At 68.7% G+C, this 22110-nt stretch carries 17 protein-coding genes and 1 pseudogene; 12 read left to right on the forward strand and 6 right to left on the reverse strand.

Features of this window, described 5'->3' with window-relative positions:
* Positions 1-17: 17 nt before the first annotated feature.
* Complete coding sequence (locus tag V5B60_RS17350; RefSeq protein WP_332348609.1) at positions 18-662, reverse strand: class II aldolase/adducin family protein; 645 nt, start codon at positions 660-662, stop codon at positions 18-20.
* Positions 655-1734: an S-methyl-5-thioribose-1-phosphate isomerase gene (mtnA, locus tag V5B60_RS17355; protein ID WP_332348611.1), complete on the reverse strand. Its 1080-nt coding sequence runs from the start codon at positions 1732-1734 to the stop codon at positions 655-657. The genes V5B60_RS17350 and mtnA overlap by 8 nt, the downstream gene beginning before the upstream one ends.
* A 341-nt stretch (positions 1735-2075) precedes the next feature.
* Between mtnA and V5B60_RS17360 the strand changes: the two genes are divergently transcribed.
* The 6 genes from V5B60_RS17360 to V5B60_RS17385 all read left to right on the forward strand — a co-directional run bounded on the left by V5B60_RS17360 (position 2076) and on the right by V5B60_RS17385 (position 10084).
* Positions 2076-3239 carry a patatin-like phospholipase family protein gene (locus tag V5B60_RS17360; RefSeq protein ID WP_332348613.1) on the forward strand — a complete coding sequence of 388 codons (1164 nt, stop codon included), beginning with the start codon at positions 2076-2078 and terminating at the stop codon, positions 3237-3239.
* A 316-nt stretch (positions 3240-3555) separates the two neighbouring features.
* Positions 3556-5232, forward strand: coding sequence for an AMP-binding protein (locus V5B60_RS17365; RefSeq protein WP_332348615.1), 1677 nt, complete (start codon positions 3556-3558; stop codon positions 5230-5232).
* 103 nt (positions 5233-5335) lie between these two features.
* Complete coding sequence (locus V5B60_RS17370; protein WP_332348617.1) at positions 5336-5956, forward strand: CDP-alcohol phosphatidyltransferase family protein; 621 nt, start codon at positions 5336-5338, stop codon at positions 5954-5956.
* Positions 5957-5980: 24 nt separating this feature from the next.
* Complete coding sequence (locus V5B60_RS17375) at positions 5981-7729, forward strand: bifunctional alpha/beta hydrolase/class I SAM-dependent methyltransferase (RefSeq protein ID WP_332348619.1); 1749 nt, start codon at positions 5981-5983, stop codon at positions 7727-7729.
* Complete coding sequence (locus V5B60_RS17380; RefSeq protein ID WP_332348621.1) at positions 7726-9099, forward strand: serine/threonine protein phosphatase; 1374 nt, start codon at positions 7726-7728, stop codon at positions 9097-9099. Before V5B60_RS17375 ends, V5B60_RS17380 begins: the two co-directional genes overlap by 4 nt.
* A gap of 19 nt (positions 9100-9118) precedes the next feature.
* Positions 9119-10084 carry a phosphatidate cytidylyltransferase gene (locus V5B60_RS17385; RefSeq protein ID WP_332348623.1) on the forward strand — a complete coding sequence of 322 codons (966 nt, stop codon included), beginning with the start codon at positions 9119-9121 and terminating at the stop codon, positions 10082-10084.
* 135 nt (positions 10085-10219) lie between these two features.
* Here the strand turns inward: V5B60_RS17385 and V5B60_RS17390 are convergent, their stop codons facing one another.
* Positions 10220-12796 carry a response regulator gene (locus V5B60_RS17390; protein WP_332348625.1) on the reverse strand — a complete coding sequence of 859 codons (2577 nt, stop codon included), beginning with the start codon at positions 12794-12796 and terminating at the stop codon, positions 10220-10222.
* A 625-nt stretch (positions 12797-13421) separates the two neighbouring features.
* On the opposite strand from V5B60_RS17390, the gene V5B60_RS17395 reads away from it, so the two are divergent.
* The 5 genes and pseudogenes from V5B60_RS17395 to V5B60_RS17415 all read left to right on the forward strand — a co-directional run bounded on the left by V5B60_RS17395 (position 13422) and on the right by V5B60_RS17415 (position 19251).
* Positions 13422-14708 carry a putative DNA modification/repair radical SAM protein gene (locus V5B60_RS17395; RefSeq protein ID WP_332348627.1) on the forward strand — a complete coding sequence of 429 codons (1287 nt, stop codon included), beginning with the start codon at positions 13422-13424 and terminating at the stop codon, positions 14706-14708.
* Between the two features lie 207 nt (positions 14709-14915).
* Positions 14916-15593, forward strand: a pseudogene (locus tag V5B60_RS17400) (TIGR03915 family putative DNA repair protein); the annotation flags it as partial.
* Between the two features lie 159 nt (positions 15594-15752).
* Complete coding sequence (locus tag V5B60_RS17405) at positions 15753-17324, forward strand: cryptochrome/photolyase family protein (RefSeq protein ID WP_332348629.1); 1572 nt, start codon at positions 15753-15755, stop codon at positions 17322-17324.
* A gap of 836 nt (positions 17325-18160) precedes the next feature.
* On the forward strand, positions 18161-18979 hold the full coding sequence (locus V5B60_RS17410; RefSeq protein WP_332348631.1) for a PEP-CTERM sorting domain-containing protein: 819 nt from the start codon (positions 18161-18163) through the stop codon (positions 18977-18979).
* A gap of 23 nt (positions 18980-19002) precedes the next feature.
* The gene (locus tag V5B60_RS17415; protein ID WP_332348633.1) at positions 19003-19251 is read left to right on the forward strand and encodes a hypothetical protein; all 249 of its coding nucleotides are present in this window, start codon (positions 19003-19005) and stop codon (positions 19249-19251) included.
* Positions 19252-19466: 215 nt separating this feature from the next.
* Here the strand turns inward: V5B60_RS17415 and V5B60_RS17420 are convergent, their stop codons facing one another.
* Positions 19467-20075, reverse strand: a complete 609-nt coding sequence (locus V5B60_RS17420; protein WP_332348635.1) for a YybH family protein — start codon at positions 20073-20075, stop codon at positions 19467-19469.
* A 147-nt stretch (positions 20076-20222) separates the two neighbouring features.
* On the reverse strand, positions 20223-20600 hold the full coding sequence (locus V5B60_RS17425) for a cupin domain-containing protein (protein WP_332348637.1): 378 nt from the start codon (positions 20598-20600) through the stop codon (positions 20223-20225).
* 162 nt (positions 20601-20762) lie between these two features.
* Between V5B60_RS17425 and V5B60_RS17430 the strand changes: the two genes are divergently transcribed.
* The gene (locus tag V5B60_RS17430) at positions 20763-21683 is read left to right on the forward strand and encodes a LysR family transcriptional regulator (RefSeq protein ID WP_332348639.1); all 921 of its coding nucleotides are present in this window, start codon (positions 20763-20765) and stop codon (positions 21681-21683) included.
* Between the two features lie 28 nt (positions 21684-21711).
* On the opposite strand, the gene V5B60_RS17435 is transcribed toward V5B60_RS17430, so the two are convergent.
* On the reverse strand, positions 21712-22077 hold the full coding sequence (locus V5B60_RS17435) for a DUF779 domain-containing protein (RefSeq protein ID WP_332348641.1): 366 nt from the start codon (positions 22075-22077) through the stop codon (positions 21712-21714).
* Between the last annotated feature and the right edge of the window lie 33 nt (positions 22078-22110).

Genomic DNA, 22110 nt, shown 5'->3' on the forward strand with positions numbered 1-22110 from the left:
GCCTGGAAAGCCGCCGCTCAGGACTGCTGACCGTAGCCGGCGAACTTCGCCAGCACGCGCGTCATCTCGGCGGTGTCGAGGAGCACCGGCGGCGCGATCTGGCAGGCACGCCAGTACTGCTCGCAGAGCGCCTCGAGTTCGACGGCGAGCGCCAGCGCCCGCGGCAGGTCGCCGCCGATGACGAGCATGCCGTGATTCGCCAGCAGGCAGCCGCAGCGGCCGTCGATCGCGCGCAGCACCGCCGCCGACAGCGCCTGCGTGCCGAAGGTGGCGTAGTCGCTGCAGCGCAGGCTGTCACCGCCGAAGCGGGCGATCATGTAGTGGAAGGCCGGGATGTCGCGGCGCAGGCAGGCGAGGCTGGTGGCGAAGGGCGAATGCGCGTGCAGGATGGCGCCGGCGTCGGCGCGGCTGGCGTAGAGGTCGCGGTGGAAGCGCCACTCGGACGAGGGCTTGCGGCGGCCTACGGCGACGCCGTCGATGCGGACGTGAACGATGTCCTCGGGCTGCAACGCATCGTAGGCCATGCCGCTCGGCGTGATCAGGAACCCCGCCTCGCCATCCGCCGGCGCGCGCACGCTGAGGTTGCCGGCGGTGCCGCGGTTGAGCCCGAGATCGGCCATCTGCCGCGCACCATCGATCAGCTGCTGCCGCAGTTCAGCCATCGGCTTCCTCCGGATGGAGCGTGCGCAGGCGATCGGCGGCGCAGCAACCGCGCTCGCTGATGATGCGGTCGACGAGCTGCGCCGGCGTGATGTCGAAAGCCGGGTTGGCGACCGCGGCAGTCGCCGGCAGTTGCCGCAGTTCGCCGGGCAGCCCGGCGGCGTCGCAGCCACGCAGCAGCCGCAGCTCGTCAGCGGCGCGCTCCTCGATCGGGATCGCAGCGCCGTCGGCAGAGGCGAAGTCGATCGTCGAGCCCGGCGCGGCGACGAGGAAGGGTACGCCGGCGGCGCGCGCCGCCAGCGCCTTCAGGCAGGTGCCGACCTTGTTGGCGACGTCGCCGTTGGCAGCGATGCGATCGGCGCCGACGATCACCGCGTCGATGCCGCCGCGCATGAGCAGCAGCCCGGCGGCGTTGTCGGCGATGACGGTGTGCGGCACGCCGTGCTGGCGCAGTTCCCAGGCGGTGAGCAGGCCCTGGTTGCGCGGCCGCGTCTCGGAGACCCAGACGTGGATGTCGATGCCGGCGTCGAAGGCGGCGTACACGGGTGCCAGCGCCGTGCCGTGGTCGACCGTCGCCAGCCAGCCGGCGTTGCAGTGGGTCATGATTTCCAGCCGCGCCTCGCCGCGCCGGCCGGCGAGCAGGAGTTGCAGGCCATGCGCGCCGATCCGCCGGCACTGTTCGACGTCCTCGTCGGCGATCTTCGCCGCCTCGCTCCAGGCGGCGACAGCCCGCGCAGCCGGCGGCAGCGGCAGCAGGCGGGACTGCATGCGCGCCAGCGCCCAGTGCAGGTTGACGGCCGTCGGCCGCGTCGCCGCCAGCAGCTGCACCGCCGCCAGCAGTGTCTCGTCGTTGGTGCAGCCATCGAGCGCCAGCGCCAGGCCGTAGGCGGCGGTCACCCCGATCAGCGGCGCACCGCGCACCTGCATGCTGCGGATCGCCTCCGCAGCGTCTTCGAGACGGCCCAGCCGGCGGAGGCGGAAAGCGTGCGGCAGCACCGTCTGGTCGATGATGTCGACGGCGCGCGCGCCGGCGACCGGCCAGATCGTTCGCAACGGGACGCCATCGACTTGCATGGGCCGGCATTCTAGCAGCCGCCGACCCGGCTGCCGACTGCCGATGCCAACAGCCACGCGGCGAGCGCCACGGCCGCTGCGCAGGAAAACCGCGGCGATGACCAGCGATCGGCAACCAGGGCCGCTGCAATGCGCTTAGAATGGCCGTCTGCGGGCAGGGTCCGAAGCGGCCCGTTCGACCCGGCGGCTGCCAGGCGACCGGCGGTTGCCGGGGCGGCCAATGGGCAGGCCGTCGATCGAGCGGGATTCGCCAATGCGCGCTGGCGCTCCGCGGCGCCGGCCGCCCACCCTTCGCCGCAGCCTTCTGCAACCCGTGCGTCACAGCCGTGAGGACCGCAACCATGACCCGACCCAATCGCGACGAACATCTTTTCAGCCCCGGACCGAAGCGAATCCTGGCCCTCGACGGCGGCGGCATCCGTGGCGTCCTCACCGTCCAGATCCTGAAGCGCATCGAAAGCCTGTTGCGTGCGCGCGCCGGCGGTGACGAAACGTTCCGCCTGTGCGACTACTTCGACCTCATCGGCGGCACGTCGACGGGCGCCATTCTCGCTGCCGGCCTGGCGACCGGCATGTCGGCAGCGGACCTCGAAACCCTCTATCAGGAGCTGGGCGACGCGATCTTCGAACCCGACCTGCTGCGCTGGGGGCTGCTGCGCGCCAAGTTCTCGAAAGCGCCGCTCGAGAAGGCGCTCAAGCGGCAGTTCGGCGACATCAGGCTCGGCGACCCGACGCGCATCCGCACCGGTCTGGCGATCATGCTCAAGCGCTTCGATACCGGCAGCCCGTGGGTCGTGCACAACAACCCGCGCGGCCGCTACTTCAGCCCGCGGCCGGGTGGCAAGGCGCTCGCCAACAGCGAGTTCCTGCTCTGGCAGATCGTTCGCGCGAGCACCGCGGCACCGCATTACTTCGATCCCGAGAAGCTGGTCGTCGGCCGCGATGCCGCCGGCAAGGATCAGGCGGGAGTCTTCGTCGATGGCGGCGTCAGCCCGCACAACAACCCATCGCTGCAGTTGCTGATGCTCGCCTGGCTGCGCGGTTATGCGCTGCAGTGGCCGGCAGGGGCCGACAGGCTGCTGCTCGTCTCCTGTGGTACGGGCATCAACGAGACGGCCCTCGACCCCGGCCAGAAGGCACCCGCAGCGGCCGAGGCGGTGATCGGACTGGCGTCGCTGATGGACGATGCGCTGGCGCTCAACGAGCAGCTGCTGCAGTGGATGTCGGTCAGCCCGACGGCGCGGGTGATCGATCGCGAGGTCGGCGACCTGGCCACCGACCATCCGGGCGGCGGACTGCCATTGCTCACCTACCTGCGCTACAACGCCCATCTCGATGGTGACTGGCTGCGTGCCAACGTCCGGCAGGATTACAGCGATGCCGACGCGCAGACGTTGCGCGAGATGGACCAGCCGAAGAACATGCCGCAGCTGGTCGAGATCGGCCAGGCGGTCGCCCGCAAGGTCGAGGAAGGACATTTTCCACCGGTCTTCGACCTCCGTTAGCCGGCGTGGCGACGCTGCCGGGGAGCGAACCAGAACGCCGGCTGCCGCCGCGCCGCCGAGCCCCTGCGCGCGGCAACGCCGTGCCCGGCGCATGCTGCCCGGAACGATGACAGCGAGAGTGGCAACTCACTTACAATACCAGTCTGCAAGGCATGGCAGGGAATCGCCAGCGGCCTGATGGCGGCGGACCGCGCGCCACCCGGCAGTGCTGCCGAAGCCAACCTGTCGGGGAGAGACGCCGGCAAGCGCGGACGCCCGCAAGGGCTCCGGCGGAGATCGGCGCCAGAGCGGTTTCATCAACAAGAAAGGAGCAGAGATGTCTTATTCGGCCTTCGTGCAGGCCCGCGATTTCCTTCAGGCCCACCGCACCGATTACGAGACGGCGTATCGGAATTTCAAGTGGCCGGTCCTCAACGACTTCAACTGGGCGCTCGACTACTTCGACGTGATGGCTGCCGGCAACGACAGGCCAGCGCTGTGGGTGGTGAACGAGGATGGTTCGGAGCAGAAGATGTCGTTCGCCGACATGTCGCGGCGCTCGAACCAGGTCGCCAACTGGCTGTACCAGCAGGGCGTCCGCCGCGGCGACCGCATCCTGATGATGCTCGGCAACGAGGTGCCGCTGTGGGACACGATGCTGGCGTCGATCAAGCTCGGCGCCGTCCTGTCGCCGGCGACCACCCTGCTCGCCCCGGATGATCTGCGCGACCGCATCGACCGCGGCCAAATCCGGCACGTGATCATCGGCCACACGCACGCCGACAAGTTCAGCGACCTGCCGGGCCAGTACACCCGCGTCACCGTCGGTGGCGCCGTCGCTGGCTGGCAGCAGCTCGAACTGGCCTACAGAGAGTCGACCGACTTCCTGCCCGACGGCCCGACGAAAGCGACCGACCCGCAATTGCTCTACTTCACCTCCGGCACGACGTCGAAACCGAAGCTCGTCCTGCACAGCCAGCAGAGCTACCCGGTCGGACACCTGTCGACGATGTACTGGCTCGGCCTGCAGCCGGGCGACGTGCACTGGAACATCAGCTCGGCCGGCTGGGCGAAGCACGCCTGGAGCTGCTTCTTTGCACCGTGGAACGCCGGCGCGACGATCTTCATCTACAACTATGCCCGCTTTGCCGCCGCGGCGATCCTCGAGACGCTGGTCCGCTGCTCGGTCACGACGCTCTGCGCGCCGCCGACCGTCTGGCGGATGCTGATCCAGGAAGACCTGAAGAAGTACCCGGTGAAGGTGCGCGAACTGATCGGTGCCGGCGAGCCGCTCAACTCGGAAGTCATCGATCAGGTCAAGGAAGCCTGGGGCATCACGCTGCGCGACGGCTTTGGCCAGACCGAAACGACGGCGCAGGTCGGCAATTCACCCGGCCAGGTCGTCAAGCTCGGCTCGATGGGCCGCCCGATGCCCGGCTACCAGGTGCGCCTGGTCGATGTCGACGGGCACGTCGCCGAAGAGGGCGAGATCTGCCTCGATCTTTCGCAGCGCCCGGTCGGGCTGATGATCGCCTACGACGATGATCCGGAAAAGACCGCCGAAGTGATGCGGGACGGGTTTTACCACACCGGTGACACGGCATCGGTCGATGCCGACGGCTACATCACCTACGTTGGCCGCGCCGACGACGTGTTCAAGGCGTCGGACTACCGCATCAGCCCGTTCGAGCTCGAGAGCGTCCTCATCGAGCACGACGCGGTCGCCGAGGCGGCGGTCGTGCCGAGCCCGGATCCGCTGCGGCTGGCGGTGCCGAAAGCCTTCCTGACGCTGCGCGCCGGCCACGAGCCGAGCCGCGAACTGGCGCGCGACATCTTCGTCTTCCTGCGCAGCCGGCTTTCGCCGTACAAGCGCGTGCGGCGGATCGAGTTCGGCGAGCTGCCGAAGACGATCTCGGGCAAGATTCGCCGCGTCGAGCTGCGCAAGGGCGAACAGGACCGGGGTGCCGCTGCACGTGGTCCGCTGGAGTTCTATGAGGAGGACTTCGAGTTCTGACGCAGCCACCAGGAGCCCCGGCAGCGGGGCTCCGGCATTCGCCGATGCCGCCTGCGGGCGGCATGCTGTTTGCTGGGCGGCCTGCTCCTTCCCGCAGCCACCGATGACCACCCTCTACTCGCTGAAACCGCGCTTCCAGGCGCTGCTGCGCCCGGCGGTACGGCACCTGCACGCCGGCGGCGTCACCGCCAACCAGGTGACGGTCGCTACCGCTGCCGCGTCGCTGCTGCTCGGCGCGGGACTGGCGCTGGCCGCGGCTGGCGGCGCGCTGGGCTGGTTCCTGCTGTTGCCCGGCTGGCTGCTGCTGCGCATGGCGTTGAACGCGATCGACGGCCTGCTGGCGCGCGAGTTCGGCCAGGCTTCGCGGCTCGGTGCCTGTCTGAACGAGCTCGCCGACCTGCTGGCCGACGCCGCACTGTACCTGCCGTTCGCCCTCTTGCCGGGGATACCCGGCGCGCTGGCGGTGCTGGTCGTCGTGCTGGCGAACGTGGCGGAGATGGCGGCCGTTCTGGCCACCGGCAACGGGCGGCGCAACGACGGGCCGATGGGCAAGAGCGATCGCGCGCTGGTCTTCGGTGTACTCGGCCTGCTGCTCGGCTGTGGTGTGACGCCGGGTCCATGGCTCGCCTGGGTGCTGGCGATCGTCGCCGTCCTGCTCGTGCTGACGGTCGGCAACCGGGTCCGCCACGGCATCGCCGCCGACCCGCGCAGCCCGCAGCAGTGACGACGTTCCCAGGAGAGCCATGAGATGCGCCCGGCGCTGGAAAGACAATTCACCACGCACGACGGCGGCAGCCTGTTCTATCGCCACTGGCCGCCAACGCTGGCAGGCCGCGACGCGCGCGCGCTGATCCTGCTGCATCGCGGCCACGAGCATTCGGGACGCCTGCAGCATGTCGTCGATGGACTCGGCCTCGATGAATTCGCCGTCTTCGCCTGGGATGCGCGCGGCCACGGACGATCGCCCGGTGCGCGTGGCGACAGCCCGGGTTTTGCCGCCCTGGTCCGCGACCTCGACGCCTTCGTCGCGCACATCGGCGAGACGCACGGAATCGCCGTCGGGGACGTCGCGCTGATCGGCCAGAGTGTCGGCGCGGTCATCGCCGCCACCTGGGTGCACGATTACGCACCGCGCCTGCGCTGCCTGGTGCTGACCGCGCCGGCCTTCCAGGTCCGCCTCTACGTGCCGCTGGCACGGCCGGGGCTGGCGCTGCTGCGGCGCCTGTTCGGCAACTTCTTCATCACTTCGTACGTCAAGGCGCGTTTCCTCACCCATGATCCGCAGCGGATCGCTTCCTACGACGAGGATCCGCTGATCACCCGCAACATCTCGGCGCGCGTCCTTCTCGAACTTGCCGACGCCGCCGACCGGGTGGTCGCCGATGCGCAGGCGATCCGCGTGCCGTTGCAGTTGCTGATCTCGGGCAACGACTGGGTGGTCCATCGCCAGCCGCAGGAGCGCTTCTTCGAGCGCCTCGGCTCGCCCGTCCGCGAGTGTCACCTGCTGCCCGGATTCCTGCACGACACCCTCGGCGAGCGCGAGCGCCGGCTGCCACTGAACGCGATCCGCGCCTTCGTCGAGCGGATGTTTGCTGCGCCACCGGCTGCCGATTCGCTGCTGCACGCGGATCGCAGCGGCCACACCCGCGACGAGGAGCTGCGCCTCGGCCAACCGCTGCCCCCATTCTCGCCGCGCCGCCTGAACTTTGCCGCCACTCGCCTGGCGATGCGCACGCTCGGCCGGCTCGGCGAAGGCATCGCCATCGGTCTGGCAACCGGCTTCGATTCCGGCAGCAGCCTCGATCATGTCTACCGCAACCAGGCACGCGGCCGGCTGCTGCTCGGCCGCCTGATCGACCGGGGCTATCTCGACTCGATCGGCTGGCGCGGCATCCGCATCCGCCGCAGCCACCTGCTGGCGGCGATCGCCAGCGCCGCCGCGCGACTGCGCGCCGCCGACCAGCCGATTCGCGTCTTCGACCCCGCCGCCGGCCACGGGCGCTATCTCGTCGAAGCCGTGCAGGCCTTGCCCGAGCGGCCGCAATCGCTCCTCCTGCGCGACCTCGACGCGGCCAACGTGGCGCAGGCGCGGGCGCTGCTCGATGGCGCCGGGCTTGCCGACGTCGCCCGCTGCGAGACCGGCGACGCCTTCGCCGAGGCCGAACTCGCGGCGCTCCGCCCGCGCCCCAACCTGGTGACCGTTTCCGGCCTCTACGAGCTGTTCTCCGACAACCAGCTGGTCGCGGCTTCGCTGCGCGGACTGGCGCAGGCGATCGAGCGCGGCGGCTACCTGATCTACACCGGACAGCCCTGGCATCCGCAGATCGAGCTGATCGCCCGCACGCTGACCAGCCACCGCGGCCACCAGCCGTGGATCATGCGGCGGCGGACGCAGGCGGAGATCGACGAACTGGTGCGCGTCGCCGGCTTCAGCAAGCTGGCGCAGTGGATCGACGACTGGGGCATGTTCAGCGTCTCGCTGGCGCGGCGCGATTGAGTCCCGCCGCAGCGGCGCCCGCACGTACCGGCGCTGGCGGCGCTGGCGAACGCCGACCGTGGCGACGGGCTCTCGCCTGGCTGCTGCTGCTCGGACCCTTCTTCTTCGCCAGCTACGGCTTCGCCACCTGGGTCAGCAGCCAGCGCAGCGACGTCGGCTTCATCCGTTTCGACTGGGAGCGGCACATCCCGCTGCTGCCGTGGACGATCGTTCCCTACTGGCTGATCGACCTGCTCTACGGCCTCTCGCTTCTGCTCTGCCGGACGCGCCGCGAAGTCGACACGCACGCCTGCCGCCTGCTGGCGACGCAGTTGATCGCCATCGGCTGCTTTCTCCTCTTCCCGCTGCGTTGCACCTTCGAGCGGGGTGCCGTCGATGGCGCCTTCGGCTGGCTGTTCGAGCTGCTGACGAGTTTCGACCAGCCGTACAATCAGGCGCCATCGCTGCACATCGCGCTGCTCGTCGTCCTCCTCGAACTGTACCTGCGCGTCGTCCCGCGTGCCTGGCACTTCGTCGTCCACGGCGTCGCGCTGCTCATCGGCGTCTCGGTGCTGACCACCTGGCAACACCACTTCTTCGACATTCCGACCGGCCTCTGGCTCGGCTGCCTGGCGATCTGGCTGTTTCCGGACGAGGGCGGTTCGCCGCTCCGCCGGGCGCGACTCAGCCGCGATCGCCAACGGCGCCGGCTGTCACTGGCCTACGCGGCCGGGGCGCTCATCCTCGGCGGCCTCGCGGCGCTGAACGGCGGAGGCTGGCTCTGGCTGCTCTGGCCGGCGGCTTCGCTGGCGATGGTGGCGCTGATCTACCTGCTGCTCGATGGTGAGGCCTTCGGCAAGCGTCGGGATGGATCGATCCCCGCTGCCCTGCGCTGCCTGTTCGGTCCCTACCAGATCGGCGCCTGGCTCAACCAGCGCTGGTGGACACGCCGTCTCCCGTCTGCCGACGTCGTCGTACCCACGCTCCTGCTCGGGCGGCTGCCATCGGCGGCCGACCTGCAACGGCTGCCCGTGGCGGCGGTCGTCGATGTCTGCGCCGAACTGCCCTGCCCCACCCCTGGCCTGGCCCATGCCAGCGTGCCGATGCTCGACCTGCTGCCCCCCGACGCGGAGCAGATCGAGCGCGCGCTGGCCGCGCTGCAGCAGGCTCTGGCGACGCCACCGGTTCTCGTCTGCTGCGCGCTCGGACTGGCGCGCAGCGCACTGGTCGTCGCCGCCTGGCTGCTGCGCAGCGGCCAGGCGGCGACGGCAGCCGACGCCGTCGCGCGGGTGCGGCGCGCCCGACCCGCGGTCGTCATCGGCACGGCGGAGATCGCGCTGCTCAGCGACTGGCACCGCCGGCGGCAGGCAGCGCCGGGCGGCGGCCATTGAGGCGAGGCTGCCGCCCGGCATGGACTGGCACGCCGCCGACCTGCTGCCGCAACCGCCGGACGCGGCCTGGCGAATGGCCGCCGGCATCGCCATCGTGCTGCTGCTGGCGACGCTGGTCGCCCGCCTGCTGCGGCTGCGGCTGCGGCTGGCGCGCCGGCAACCGCATGCGCTGCTCGACAATCTCAATCAGCGCATCGACACCTGGTGGCTAATCGCCATCGCCGTCGGCCTGGCGCTCCTCGCCGGGCGGCCCGGGGTGATCGTTCTCTTCGCGCTGGCCTCGCTGGCGGCGCTGCGCGAGTTCCTTGCCGGCGACGTCGCTGCGGCGATTCCACGCGCCCTGCGCTGGAGCGGCTTCGCCATCATCCTGCCGCTGCAGTACCTGCTGCTCTTCGCCGCGCCCGGCCCGCTGTTCGCCAGCCTGATTCCGCTCTGCGTCCTGCTCGTCCTGCCGGGCTGGGAATGGCTGCACGCCGCGCACGACGGGCCACCGCGACGCCTGCGCCCGCTGCAGCTCGGGCTGCTGCTCTGCGTCTATGCCATCTCGCACGTTCCCGCCCTGCTGACGCTGCCTGTCGACGCGGGTGACACGCAGCGCAATGGCTGGCTACTGGTCTTCCTGCTGCTCGTCGTGCAGGTCGGCGACGTCCTGCAGTACCTCTGGGGGAAACTCGCCGGGCGGCATCAGATCGCTCCCCGCCTGTCGCCAGCGAAGACCGTCGAAGGTACGGTCGGCGGGATTCTCAGCGCCTGCGCCCTCGGCGCCTGGCTGGCGCCACTGACCCCCTTCACCACCGCCGCGGCGGCGATGATCTCGCTGCTGCTCGGCGTGCTCGGCTTTGTCGGCGGCCTGCTGCTCTCGGCGCTGAAACGACAGCGCGGAATCAAGGACTGGGGCACTCTGCTTCCCGGTCACGGCGGCATGCTCGACCGCCTCGACTCGCTCTGCCTGTCGGCGCCGGTGTTCTATTACCTGCTGCGCTGAAGGGCGGGTACGGGAACACGGTGAATGCCGGACCGACGTCCTTCGCACCCGGCGCCGCTGCCGTGCGGTGTGCATCGGAAGCCTGCCATCCGCTTCCAGGCGGGCGTATGGCACACGGCGCGGTCAAGCGAGCCCTCAGCGCGACACGAAGAACGCCAGCTCGGTCTTCACGCCCAGCAATTCGAGGCTGAGCGACTGCCACAGGGTTGCGCAGGCTGCCCAGTCCGGCCCGCCGCCCTGCTGAGAGACCTGCTCGAGCGCCAGCGCCAGGCGCTTCGCGGGCTCGGCGTGGAAGATCGCCAGCAGCCCCTTCATCGTGTGCGCGTGCAGTTGCAGTTGTCGCGCGTCCTGCGCGGCGATCGCCGCTTCCAGGTTGCCGACATTCTCGTTCCAGTGCTCGAGCAGGGCGACGGCCATCTCGCGGACGATGACCGGGTCGCCCAGGCTCGCTTCGGTCTTCGCGAAGTCGATGGCCGGCTCGTCGCCCGCGGCGTCGGCGGCCAACGCGCCGGTGAACGACACCGGATCGGCCGCGGCGCGCGCGCGCTGCAATGCCGCGTCGAGTAGCTGCGCGTCCACCGGCTTGGCGACGTAATCGTTCATCCCCGCGTCCAGGCAGCGCTGGCGGTCGCCGGACATCGCGTTGGCCGTCATCGCGATGATGTAGGCGGGGCGGTAGGCGTCGGACATGGTCCAGCTGCGCCGCTGCTCGCGCGAGCGAATCTCTTCGGTGGCCTCGAGGCCGCCCATCACCGGCATCTGCAAGTCCATCAGGATGGCATCGAAGTGCCGGCCGTCGCTGATGTCCAGCGCCTCGGCACCGTTCCGCGCGACGGTCACGCGATGCCCGCGTTTCTTCAGCAGGCGGATGCCCAGGTCCTGGTTCACCGTGTTGTCCTCGACCAGCAGCACCTCGAGCCCCGGCCTTTCCTCGCGCCGTACCGGCTCGAGGTCGAAGCTCTCGAACTCGAAGCCGACCGAGGGGCCCGGCGCCGGGGCGGGCGCAGCCGGCGCTGCCGGAGTGGCTGCCGATCGCTGGGCCGGCGCTTCTGCCACCGGGCCACACAGCACTTCGGCCAAATCGGCAAGGCCGACCGGTTTGGTGAGGTGGCGCCCGACGCCCCAGGACCGGATCTCGGCGAGGTGCTCCCGCGCCAGGTCGGTGGTGACCAGCGGGACCAGGCGTTCCGGGTGCGACGCGCGCCAATGCGACGCGATCTGGCGTCCCGCCACGTCCTCGGCGCTCAGCGCGAAGATCACGAAGTCGAAGGGGCTGCGGGCGCGCGCCGCGCGCAGCATCGGCAGTGCGGCGGCGAGGTCTTGCGCCGGCGCCGCGGCGATGCCCAGTTGCTGCAGCAGCTTGCGCAGCTGGGCCGACGACGCGTCCTGCGCGTCGATCACCAAGGCGCGGCGACCTGAAAGGTCGGGTTGGCTTCGGCCGACGGCGGGCGCCACGGCCAACCGCGCCGTGAAGACGAAGCGGGCGCCTTCGCCCGGCCGGCTTTCGACCTCGATGCGGCCGCCCATCATCTCGGCCAGCCGCGAGCTGACGCTGAGCCCAAGTCCGGTGCCGCCGAAGCGGCGCGTGGTCGACGCATCGGCCTGCTCGAAGGCCCCGAAGATGCGCGCCTGCTGCTCGGGGCTGAGGCCGATGCCGGTGTCGCTGACGGCGATGCGCAGGCGCACGTACTCCTGCGGCCCGGCGACCACGCCCGGCTCGGTTCCGGGACTGGCCGCCTCGCGCTCCTCGACCGAGATGTCCAGCCGCACGAGGCCGCGCTCGGTGAATTTCGTCGCGTTGCTGAGCAGGTTGTTGATCACCTGGCGCAGGCGGGTCGGATCGCCGATCAGGCGCGACGGCAGGTCCGGAGCGATCCCGACGACGACCTCGAGCCCCTTCTTGTGCGCCGGGATCGCCATCACGCGCGCGGTTTCGACCGCCAGGTCGGCCGGCGAGAAGGGGATGGTCTCGAAATGCAGCTTGCCGGCGTCGATCTTCGAGAAGTCCACGATGTCGTTGAGCAGCGAGAGCAGCGAGTCGGCCGAGCTGCGCACGGTCTCCAGGCAGCTGCGCTGTTCCTCGTCGAGCGCCGTGTCGAGCACGACGCCGGTGAGTCCGATGATGGCGTTCATCGGCGTCCGGATCTCGTGGCTCATGTTGGCAAGGAAGTCGCCGCGCGCGCGCATCGCCGCCTCGGCGGCCTCGCGCGCGGCGACCAGCCGGCCAGCGGTGGCGCGCTCCTGGTCGATGCTCCGCTGCATGACGACCATCCGCCGCACGCGGCCCGACGCCTCGCGGCTCGCCACCGCGGCGCGCACCTGCATCCAGTGCCAGCGCCCGCCCTGCGCCTTCAGGCGGCAATTGACGGCCAGGCGCAGCGCCTTCTGCGCGGCAAGGTCTGCGAGCCAGGCGTCGACCGCAGGGCGGTCCTCCGGATGCACCAGCGCCAGCCAGTCGTCGACCGTCGCGCACGGCGCCTCCTTCGCCAGACCGAGCCGGTCGAGCAGGGGGCCGCCGCCGGTTACCGAGCGCTTGCCGAGGTCCCAGTCGCACCAGGTGTCGCCACCCAGCTCGGTGCGCCGCTGCAGTTTCGTTGCCAAATCCTGGAAGGTGGCGTCGAGCGCGCCCAGCAGCGCCTCCAGCGCCGCCACCTTCAGCGGATCGGCACCGGCGAAGACGCCGGCGAGCGCTGACCGGTCCTCGACGCCCAAGTGTTCCGAAACCCGTTTCGCCACCTGCCTGGATTGGAATTTCATCGGATCTCGGTACTGCGGCTCGAAAGGGGACGAAGCTGCGCGGCCGTCCGCGCCCGACAGGGTCGGGCGTGGCCGCCGGGCGGCAGGCGAGGGTGCGAAGGACAGGCAGTCCAACGGCACCCGTGGGAGTATAGGAGCCTTGATCAAGCAGCGTCAATGATCTCGAAGCCGGGCCCGGAAGCCCTGCACAGGCCTCCGGGTTTCGCCAGCCCGGTGCCTTTGGTCATCTGCCAGGTGCACGGCGCCCTCACTCATCCGTCGGGCGTTGCACGCCGTTGGCGCCGCGGATCGGGAACGAACGTGCGCTGGCAATTGACGGCAAGGTGACCCGCACGGGGCCAGGCAGGGAGCCAGGGATTGATCGACGGGCATGTCCCAAGGCAAAATGAATCGCCTGCACCACACCAGTCCGCGCCATGGCCCTGCCGATCGCCCCGGATCGCCGTTTCACCTGTGCCGACGAGCGGACCGTTTCCCGCATCCCCGGCTCGCCGACAAGCGATCCCTGAGAGATTCGTGAGTCGCCAAGGCGACATTCACGGCAACCTGCAGCCTCGCTGCCCGCACCTTCGGACCGCCCATGGAACTTCAGCGCAAACTGGAAATACTCGCCGATGCCGCGAAGTATGATGCCTCCTGCGCGAGCAGCGGCGCGGCGCGCAAGGACTCGCGCGGCGGCAAGGGCGTGGGGTCCACCGGTGGCGCGGGGATCTGCCATTCGTATGCGCCGGATGGCCGCTGCATTTCGTTGTTGAAACTGCTGCTGACGAATTCCTGCCTTTACGACTGCCACTACTGCATCAATCGCCGCTCGAGCAATGTCCAGCGCGCCCGCTTCACGCCGGACGAGGTCGTGAAGCTCACGCTCGACTTCTACAAGAGAAACTGCATCGAGGGATTGTTCCTCAGCAGCGGCATCATCCAGAGTGCCGACGACACGATGGAGTTGCTCGTCTCCGTCGCCCGCAAGCTGCGCGAGGAGCATCACTTTCGCGGCTACATTCACCTGAAGAGCATCCCGGAGGCTTCGCCGGCGCTCATCGGGCTGGCGGGAAGCCTTGCCGATCGCATCAGCCTGAACATCGAACTGCCGACGCAGGCGGGGCTCGACTCGCTGGCGCCGGAGAAAAGTCTCGCGCGCACGCAGCGGGCAATGGCTCACATTCGTGACCGGATCGACGAGCGCCTTGCCGAGAAGCGGAAGCCCGATGCGCCGCAGCCGCCGCCCTTTGCCACCGGACAGAGCACGCAAATGCTCGTTGGCGCCGATGCGTCGACTGACGCGACCATCCTGCAGCGCGCCGATTTGCTCTACCGAAGCTACCGCCTGCGGCGCGTCTACTATTCGGGCTTCAGCCCCATCCCGCAGCCGTCGAAGCTGTTGCCGATCAACGCGCCGCCCCTCGTGCGCGAGCACCGGCTGTACCAGGCGGACTGGCTGCTGCGCTTTTACGAGTTCAAGGTCGGCGAGCTGACCACCGCCGACGAGCCGAATCTGGACCTCGCGCTGGACCCGAAGCTCGCCTGGGCCCTGCGCAATCGCGCGCGCTTTCCCGCCGACGTGAACCGCGCACCGCGCGAGATCCTGCTGCGCGTGCCGGGCCTCGGCGTGCGCAATGTCGACCGCATCATCGCCGCGCGCCGCCACACGCGCTTGCGGCTGGCGGACCTGCTGCGGCTGCGCATCGCGATGAACAAGGTGCTGCCATTCATCATCGCCGCCGATCATGTACCGACTCGGTCCGGCCTCGATACAGACGATTTTCGTGCCCGCTTCCTGCCGCCGCCAGTGCAGATGGCGCTGGATTTCGACGCACCGCAAGCCACCCCGGCAGACCTCGTGTCCGTCCGCAGCGGCGAGTTCTAGCCATGCGCAGCGTGTTCATCGAACCGACCTTCGAAGGATGGCGCCAACAGGCGCGCGCCCTGCTCGCCGCGGCCGTGCCCCCGGACGAGGTGCTCTGGTCCGAGCAGGGCGAACAGGCCGGGCTTTTTCCGGCGAGCGAGGCCGTCGCTCCGGATACCGTGCCGGTAGCGAAAGTGTCCGCCGCATTCCTCGCCATCGCCCGCATTCCTCGCCATCGCCCGCATTGCCGCCGCGCACACGGCGCCGCAGCGCTGGGCCACTCTGTATCGCCTGCTCTGGCGGCTCACCCACGGCGGCGAACGGCATCTCCTTTCCGTCGCCACCGATCGCGACGTGCGCACCGTGCAGGAATGGTGCAAGGCCGTCCGCCGCGGGGTCCACAAGATGCGCGCCTTCGTTCGCTTCCGCCTCGTCGGCACGGACGATGCCACGGGCCGCGAGCAGTTCGTCGCCTGGTTCGAACCCGATTATCCCCTCGTGCGACTGGTTGCGCCCTTCTTTCGGCAGCGGTTCGCGGGAATGGACTGGTCCATCCTGACGCCGCATGAATGCGTGCACTGGGATGGCGCCACGCTGCACTTCACACCCGGCGTGCCGCGCAGCGCGGCACCCGACGAAGACGCCCTCGATGAGCTGTGGCGCACGTACTTCCGCAGCATCTTCAATCCGGCGCGGCTGAAAGTGAAAGCGATGCACGCCGCGATGCCGAAGAAATACTGGAAGAATCTGCCCGAGGCCGAGCTCATTCCTGAACTCATCGCCGGCAGCGAACAGCGCGTGGCGCGCATGCTGGTGAGTGAGGCGCGCCCGGCGAAGCCCGCGGCAGGGAACCCGTATCTCGACAGGCTGCGCCGCATGAACGACAGCGAGGATCCCGCGGAATGACGGGCCTGCGCCAGCGGCAGTGGCGGTGGCCGGAGAACGAGTGCGTCACGCGCGCGCGTCCCGTCTCCTGGCGGAGAAAGTGGGCGCCTGTCCGGCGGCAGCCGATGCTCTGCGGCAACCGTCGGCGCTGGAACGGCGCAACGTCATGCCGATCGACCGATGCGTAAGCTCGTTCTCATTCTCGGCGACCAACTCGATGCGCACTCGGCAGCCTTCGCTGGCTTCGATGCCCGGCAGGACGCGGTATGGATGGCCGAGGTGGCGCACGAGAGCACGAAGGTGTGGAGCACGAAGCCACGCATCGCGATCTTTCTCGCCGCGATGCGACACTTTCGCGACGCACTGCGCGAGCGCGGATGGACGGTGTTCTACCGCGAACTCACCCCTGCTGCCGCCGTGTGGCGCGCTGCCGATGGCCGCGCGGAGCCGGCGCCGGGCGAGACCCTTGCCGAAGCGCTGCGCGAGTCGCTGGCCAGTCTCCGGCCCGAGCGGGTGGTACTGGTCGAGCCGGGAGAATGGCATGTGCGGGAGGAAGTCCGGGCGGCGATTTCACTGCCGCTGGAGATGCGCGAAGACCGGCACTTCCTGTGCAGCCACGCGGAGTTCGCGGCGCACGCGCAGGGCCGCAAGCAACTGCGCATGGAGTTCTTCTACCGCGAGATGCGCCGGCGCCACGCGGTGCTCCTCGATGAGGACGGCCAACCGACGGGCGGCGACTGGAATTTCGACGGTGAGAATCGCAAGCGCTTCGGCAAGAACGGGCCGCCGACGCACCAGGCGCCGCGCCCCTTTCCACCGGATGAGCTCACGCGTGGCGTCATCGCCATGGTCAATGCGCGCTTTGCCGGGCATCCCGGCGAGCTTGCGGCATTCGACTGGCCGGTGGCGGCAGCCGATGCGGCGCTGGCGCTGCAGGACTTCGTCGCGCACCGACTGGCGTCATTCGGCGACTGGCAGGACGCGATGTGGACCGCCGAGCCGTGGCTCTTCCACAGCCGCCTGAGCGCGGCGATGAACCTCAAGCTGCTCGACCCGCGCGAGGTCATCACCACCGCGGAGCGAGCGTATCGCGGCGGCGGCGCGCCGCTGGCGAGCGTCGAGGGATTCATCCGCCAGATCCTCGGCTGGCGCGAATACGTGCGCGGGATCTACTGGCGCTTCATGCCCGGCTACGCCGACCTGAACGCGCTGGGCGCGGACCAGCCGCTGCCGCGCTTCTACTGGACGGGCGACACCGCGATGGCCTGTCTGCGCGACGCCATCGGACAGAGCTTGCGGCTCGGCTACGCACATCACATTCAGCGGCTCATGGTCACCGGCCTGTATGCGCTCCTGCTGGGCGTGCGACCGCGCGCGCTGCACGAGTGGTATCTCGCCGTTTACGTCGATGCCGTCGAGTGGGTGGAACTGCCGAACACGCTCGGCATGTCGCAGTTCGGCGACGGCGGCCTCATGGCGAGCAAGCCGTACATCGCCAGCGGCAAGTACATCCAGCGCATGTCGAACCACTGCGCCGGCTGCCGCTTCGATCCCGCCGCGGCAAGCGGCCCGCGGGCGTGCCCGTTCACCACGCTCTACTGGGACTTCCTGCTCCGGCACGAAGCGCTGCTGCGGCAGAACCAGCGCATGGCGATGCAGGTGCGCAACCTCGCGCGCCTCGACGATGGCGCGCGCACGGCGATTCGCCAGCAGGCAGAGGGGATCCGTGCGGCGAGCGCCGACGCGCGATGAGCGGCGGCGGTGAAGCGGCAGGAACGGCGCTGAGCCTTCTTCCCCTTCGGGTTCTGCCCTTTCCGCCGCTCCTTGCCGAGAGCCTCCGGGCACAGCCTGCCGGCGCCCGGCTCAGCGTCCGAGCGTTTCGCCCGATCAGCCGCGACAGCGCGCAGCGAGGCCGAGCAGAGCGCACAGGGTGGCAGCCCTCGCGTCGCCGGCCTCGACCGACGAACAGGCGCAACGTTCTCGCCGGTGAATACCCGACGGCGCGCCAAGTTCGGCGCTCCTCGTCGATCACCTCCGCTGCTCTCGCTGCCGTCACTACCCCGGAAAATGCCCCGCTGCTGCGCAACGCAGACTGTCGTCCGACCGCGCTTCGAGGAAGGACTGGGTCAGGCGCGGAAGGATGCGTTCTGGCGTCACCTCGGTTACCCCGAGTGCGCGCATGACCATGCCGTACGGCCGAACGGCTGGAGCGCGGTCCTGGGTCACGTCGCCAGCCGGCCAAGTGGCCCCATCAGCGCCGAACAACCGGGCACGCTGTTGCGGGCTGAACCGCTCGCGCAGCTGGGACCACGATACCCTGCACTGAAAAACACCTCTCCAGTGTCGGAAAATTTTACACTTGCCCGAACCCGCCGACCGCCGTCCCTGAATTAAACCATATCACACAAGTGGTTAAAAAATGTGGTGCGGATCTTGCGTATAGATCGGGCGCGCGTCACAACACATTCCAGCGCGCCAATCACTTTTTCGGGGGAAAAATCATGTTGCGCAAGCCACTTCTGGCATCGATCTCGCTGTTCTTGGCTTCCTTCCTGAACAAACAGTAGCCCATACCGAGGTATCTGAAAATGAAACCAACGAACGAGCCCTCCCGCGTTCTTCAAGCGGGCAAATCGACTCGCACTTTCGCTCGCAACCTCGCGGGGGCCATCGCCCTTTTTGGGGCAGTTGGCATGACCCAGGCCGGTGTCGTCGATCCTACCCAGCCGGTGGCGGGGAGCACCCAACTGCAGTTGGCGGAGCAATGGTTACAGTGGGCGCTGAGCATCGATGCGGCGTCCAACCCGATGCTGGACACCACCGGGGCCTACGCGCACGTCAACAATCTGGGGCCGGTTTTCTTCGTCGCGGGCAACACAGGGGGAAGCAGCACGCGCACCTTCACGGCGCCAGCAGGCAAGCCGATCTTCTTCCCAATCGTTACCGCCTACGACATTGAGGTGCCGGCGGACAACTGCGATTTGCAGTGCGCGTTCGGCTACATTCCTGGCGTTGGCAACGCGACCGGTCTTTATGCAACGCTTGACGGTCAGGATCTGCTCACCTTCCCCAGCTACCGGCAGACGAGCACCGCGTTCTTCACGGTGGACTTGTCAGCCAGTCTCAGCGCAGCGTTGGGCTTTCCTCCCCAGTATGCTGGCATCCTTGACGCCATTGTCGACGGTTACTGGGTTGCCGTGGAGGGTCTGACTCCCGGCCCGCACACCCTGAAGTTTGGCGGCTCCATTCCCGATTTGGCCCCGGGCTGGACGCCACCCCCGGTGGACGTGACCGACACCGTGAATGTCCCAGAGCCGGGGACGCTGGGTCTGCTGCTGCTTGCTGCGGTCGCCGCCTCTGCTCGTCGCCGCCCGGTTGCGACGGATGCCGTCTCGGTCGGGACATGAAGGAGCCCGTTTCAGCCTAGCATGTGCTGAAGTATGAAGAGGAGACCGACCAGCCCCATTTCGCCATCCGGGAAAAGCGTTCCGCGCTGGGCATCCGGCTGGCCAGTTTCCGATTCATCGTGCGACCCCATGCTCCAGGGGGCCGGCCGCATCAAGCCGCGGTCGGCCCCCTGAACGCTCAGGGCGAAGCGGCAGGAGCCACAGGCATCCTCGGCACGGCAAGTGACTTTTTTAAACACACGGCTGAAAATCGTCGGCATTTAACGGTCTGACGGAAGGCCGTGCACCACGTCGATCCGGAACTCGGTCGGATTGATCCTGCCGGCCGCATCGGTCGAGAAGCTGGCTTGGAACACGTCGGCAAGCGTCCACGTCGCACGGCTTGGCTCTGCACCAATAGAACGACCATTCGCTTGAAATCCGTGGAAAACTGCGCTCGTCTTCCACTCCACTCTTGTCGCTTCGACCCATCGAGTCCGACAGGCTGCTAGCTCCGCCGCCGCCAACCGAGCCGCCAGCCGAGGAGCCCACCGAGCAGCATGCCGCCGATGCCGGCGCCGGCGCCAACGTACCAGATCGCCCGCTCGGCTTCGGCGAGCAGCGAGTTGGTGAACACGTTCGACGACAGGTGCATCGAAACCACCTGCCAGCGATCCCCGACCTTCGCCGAGGTCGAAGTCCAGTTGGAGTCGAGCGAGAACGGTCCACGGGCAACGGGAAAGAACTCGTCCTTCATCGTTCCATCGGCCACCGCCACCTCGCCATTGCCAAAGAAGCGCGCCGGCTTGCCGAGCTTGGCGGTGGTCAGGTAGCGCTCGAGGATCCGCTTCTCGCCCCGGACCATCTTGTCGTAATACGCGCGCACCTCGTCGTGGCCGCGCGATACCTCACCGTTGAGCCAGGTTACTGTCACCTGCGGGTGCATCTGGGCAATCATCCGGTCGACGTCCTGCGCGTTGATCGCTGCCTCCATCTCGCGGAACAGCTTGATCAGCGCCTGGCGATCGGCGGCATGCGGGTCGCTTTCGGCCGCCGCTACGGCGACCGGTGCGACGACGAGGAAAAGGCTGAACAGAATCCGGAGCAATGGCTGCATGGCACGTCCTGTCGGTGGTTGGGGATCTGGCGAGAAAGCAATGATAAGCCCGCAGCTGGCCTCATCACCAGCAGGAGACGGCGGGGCCGCGTCGCCTGGCGGCTGCTGCCCCGCCTGCCTCGTGTGGTCAGCGACCGCGGACGCCGCTCAGTTTGGCCACGGCAGATCGAGGAGTTGCTCGTCGGGCAGGAAGACGGCGACCGGCGACGCCGCGAGGACGGCAATGATCTCCAGCGGCTCTTCGCCGATGACCTGTATCCGATGCAGGACATCTCGCGGCACGGTGATCGTCTGCCCGGCGGCGAAGCGGTGCACCGCTCCGGCAATGTGCAGTTCGCCACTGCCCGAAAGGCACAGGACAATCTCGTCACAGTCATGCCGGTGCGGCGGCGTACTGCACCCGGGCGCAATGCTCTGCCGCCAGAGACTGAGCTGGGTCAGCCCCTGAGCCCGGCCTGCCCAGGTGCTGTGGGCGATGCCGGGAAGCGGGGTGGCGCTGGGTGGGGTCTGCGGATGAACATACATGGGCTTTCTCCTGATCGATGAACGAGAACGTTGCTTGATTCGGGGCCTTCCGGCTCGCGGAGCAAGCGTGTGACGAAGCATGCCGTCAAACGATCCGGTATGGAATGCTCTGCAATGTCGTAATATTGGCGACATTGGTTCATCAATTGATCGGTTCTCGCCATGCAGGGGCTGCAGCAACTCGTCGCCTTCGCCGAAACGGCCAAGCACGGCAGCTTCGCCGCTGCCGCGCGCAAGCTGGGGACCGCTCCGTCAACCCTGGCCAAGGCCGTTGGCCGACTCGAGCATTCGCTCGGCGTCAAGCTCTTTCATCGGACGACCCGGCAGGTACGCCCGACTGCCGACGGCGAGCGCCTGTTCGAGCGCTGCCGGCGCGTTCTCGAAGAGGTCGAGGCCCTGCAGTCGGAAGCCGCTGGCACGCGCGGGGCACCCGCGGGACTGCTGCGCGTCGACCTGCCGGTCGTTTATGGGCGCCGCGTGGTGCTGCCCGTGCTGGCCCGGCTGGTCGAACGCCACCCGGCGCTCCAGCTCGACCTGCGCTTGCACGACGCCTACACGGATCTGATCAGGGAGGGGATCGACCTCGCGGTACGGGTCGGCACGCTCAGCGACTCGCGGCTGGTCGCGCGCCGTTTCTCCGAACAGTCACTGCTCCTTTGCGCCAGCCCGGCCTACCTGCGCGAGCACGGCGTTCCGCGGACGATCGACGATCTCGCGCGGCACCACGCGGTAGTGCATCGGCTGCCGACGAGCGGTCGACTGCGCAGCTGGGTTTTCGCCAGCGATGGCAGGCGCCGCGAGCTCGACCCGCGGTCACGGGTGCAGGTGAACGACGGTGATGGCGTCGTCCAGGGCGCTTGCCTGGGCTTGGGCCTCGTGCAGGTGCCCGACTACATGGTCGCCGACGAGATTGCCAGTGGCCGTCTCGTCGAGGTGCTGTCCTCCTGCCGGGCACCGGCGGAGCCGATCAGCGCCGTCTACCCGTCCGGCCGGCTCGTCCCGCCGCGCGTGCGGGCAGCCATCGACGCGCTGCAGTCGCTCGGAAACGCTGCCGCGGGCGCATCCGCGCAACCCGGCAACTGACCCAGGCGAGCAACTCGCGGCGACGGCGTTAGGAGGCCTCGCCGTCCAGCTCTGCGATCTCCGCATCGCTGAACACCCGCGAGCGCGTGTGAAATGCCTTGCCCTCCGGTCCTTCGAGTGAGAATGTACCGCCGTGACCATCAATCACGTCGATGATCAGCTGGGTGTGCTTCCAGTACTCGTATTGCGACTTGCCGATGTAGAAGGGGCAGCCACCAATCTCCCCGAGGTAGACGTCGCCCGGGCCGATGGTGATCTCACCCGGCAGGTAACAGTTGGCGGCACTGTTGTCGCAGCAGCCGCCGGACTGGTGAAACATCAGCGGACCGTGCTTCTGCCTGAGGAACTCGATCAGTGTGAGCGCCGCTTCGGTGGCAATGACCTTTGCAACCATCCCGACCTCCGTGCCCGTGGGCGTCCGCCCAGG

It is taken from the genome of Accumulibacter sp. (genome assembly GCF_036625195.1).
In the GTDB taxonomy this organism is placed as follows: domain Bacteria; phylum Pseudomonadota; class Gammaproteobacteria; order Burkholderiales; family Rhodocyclaceae; genus Accumulibacter.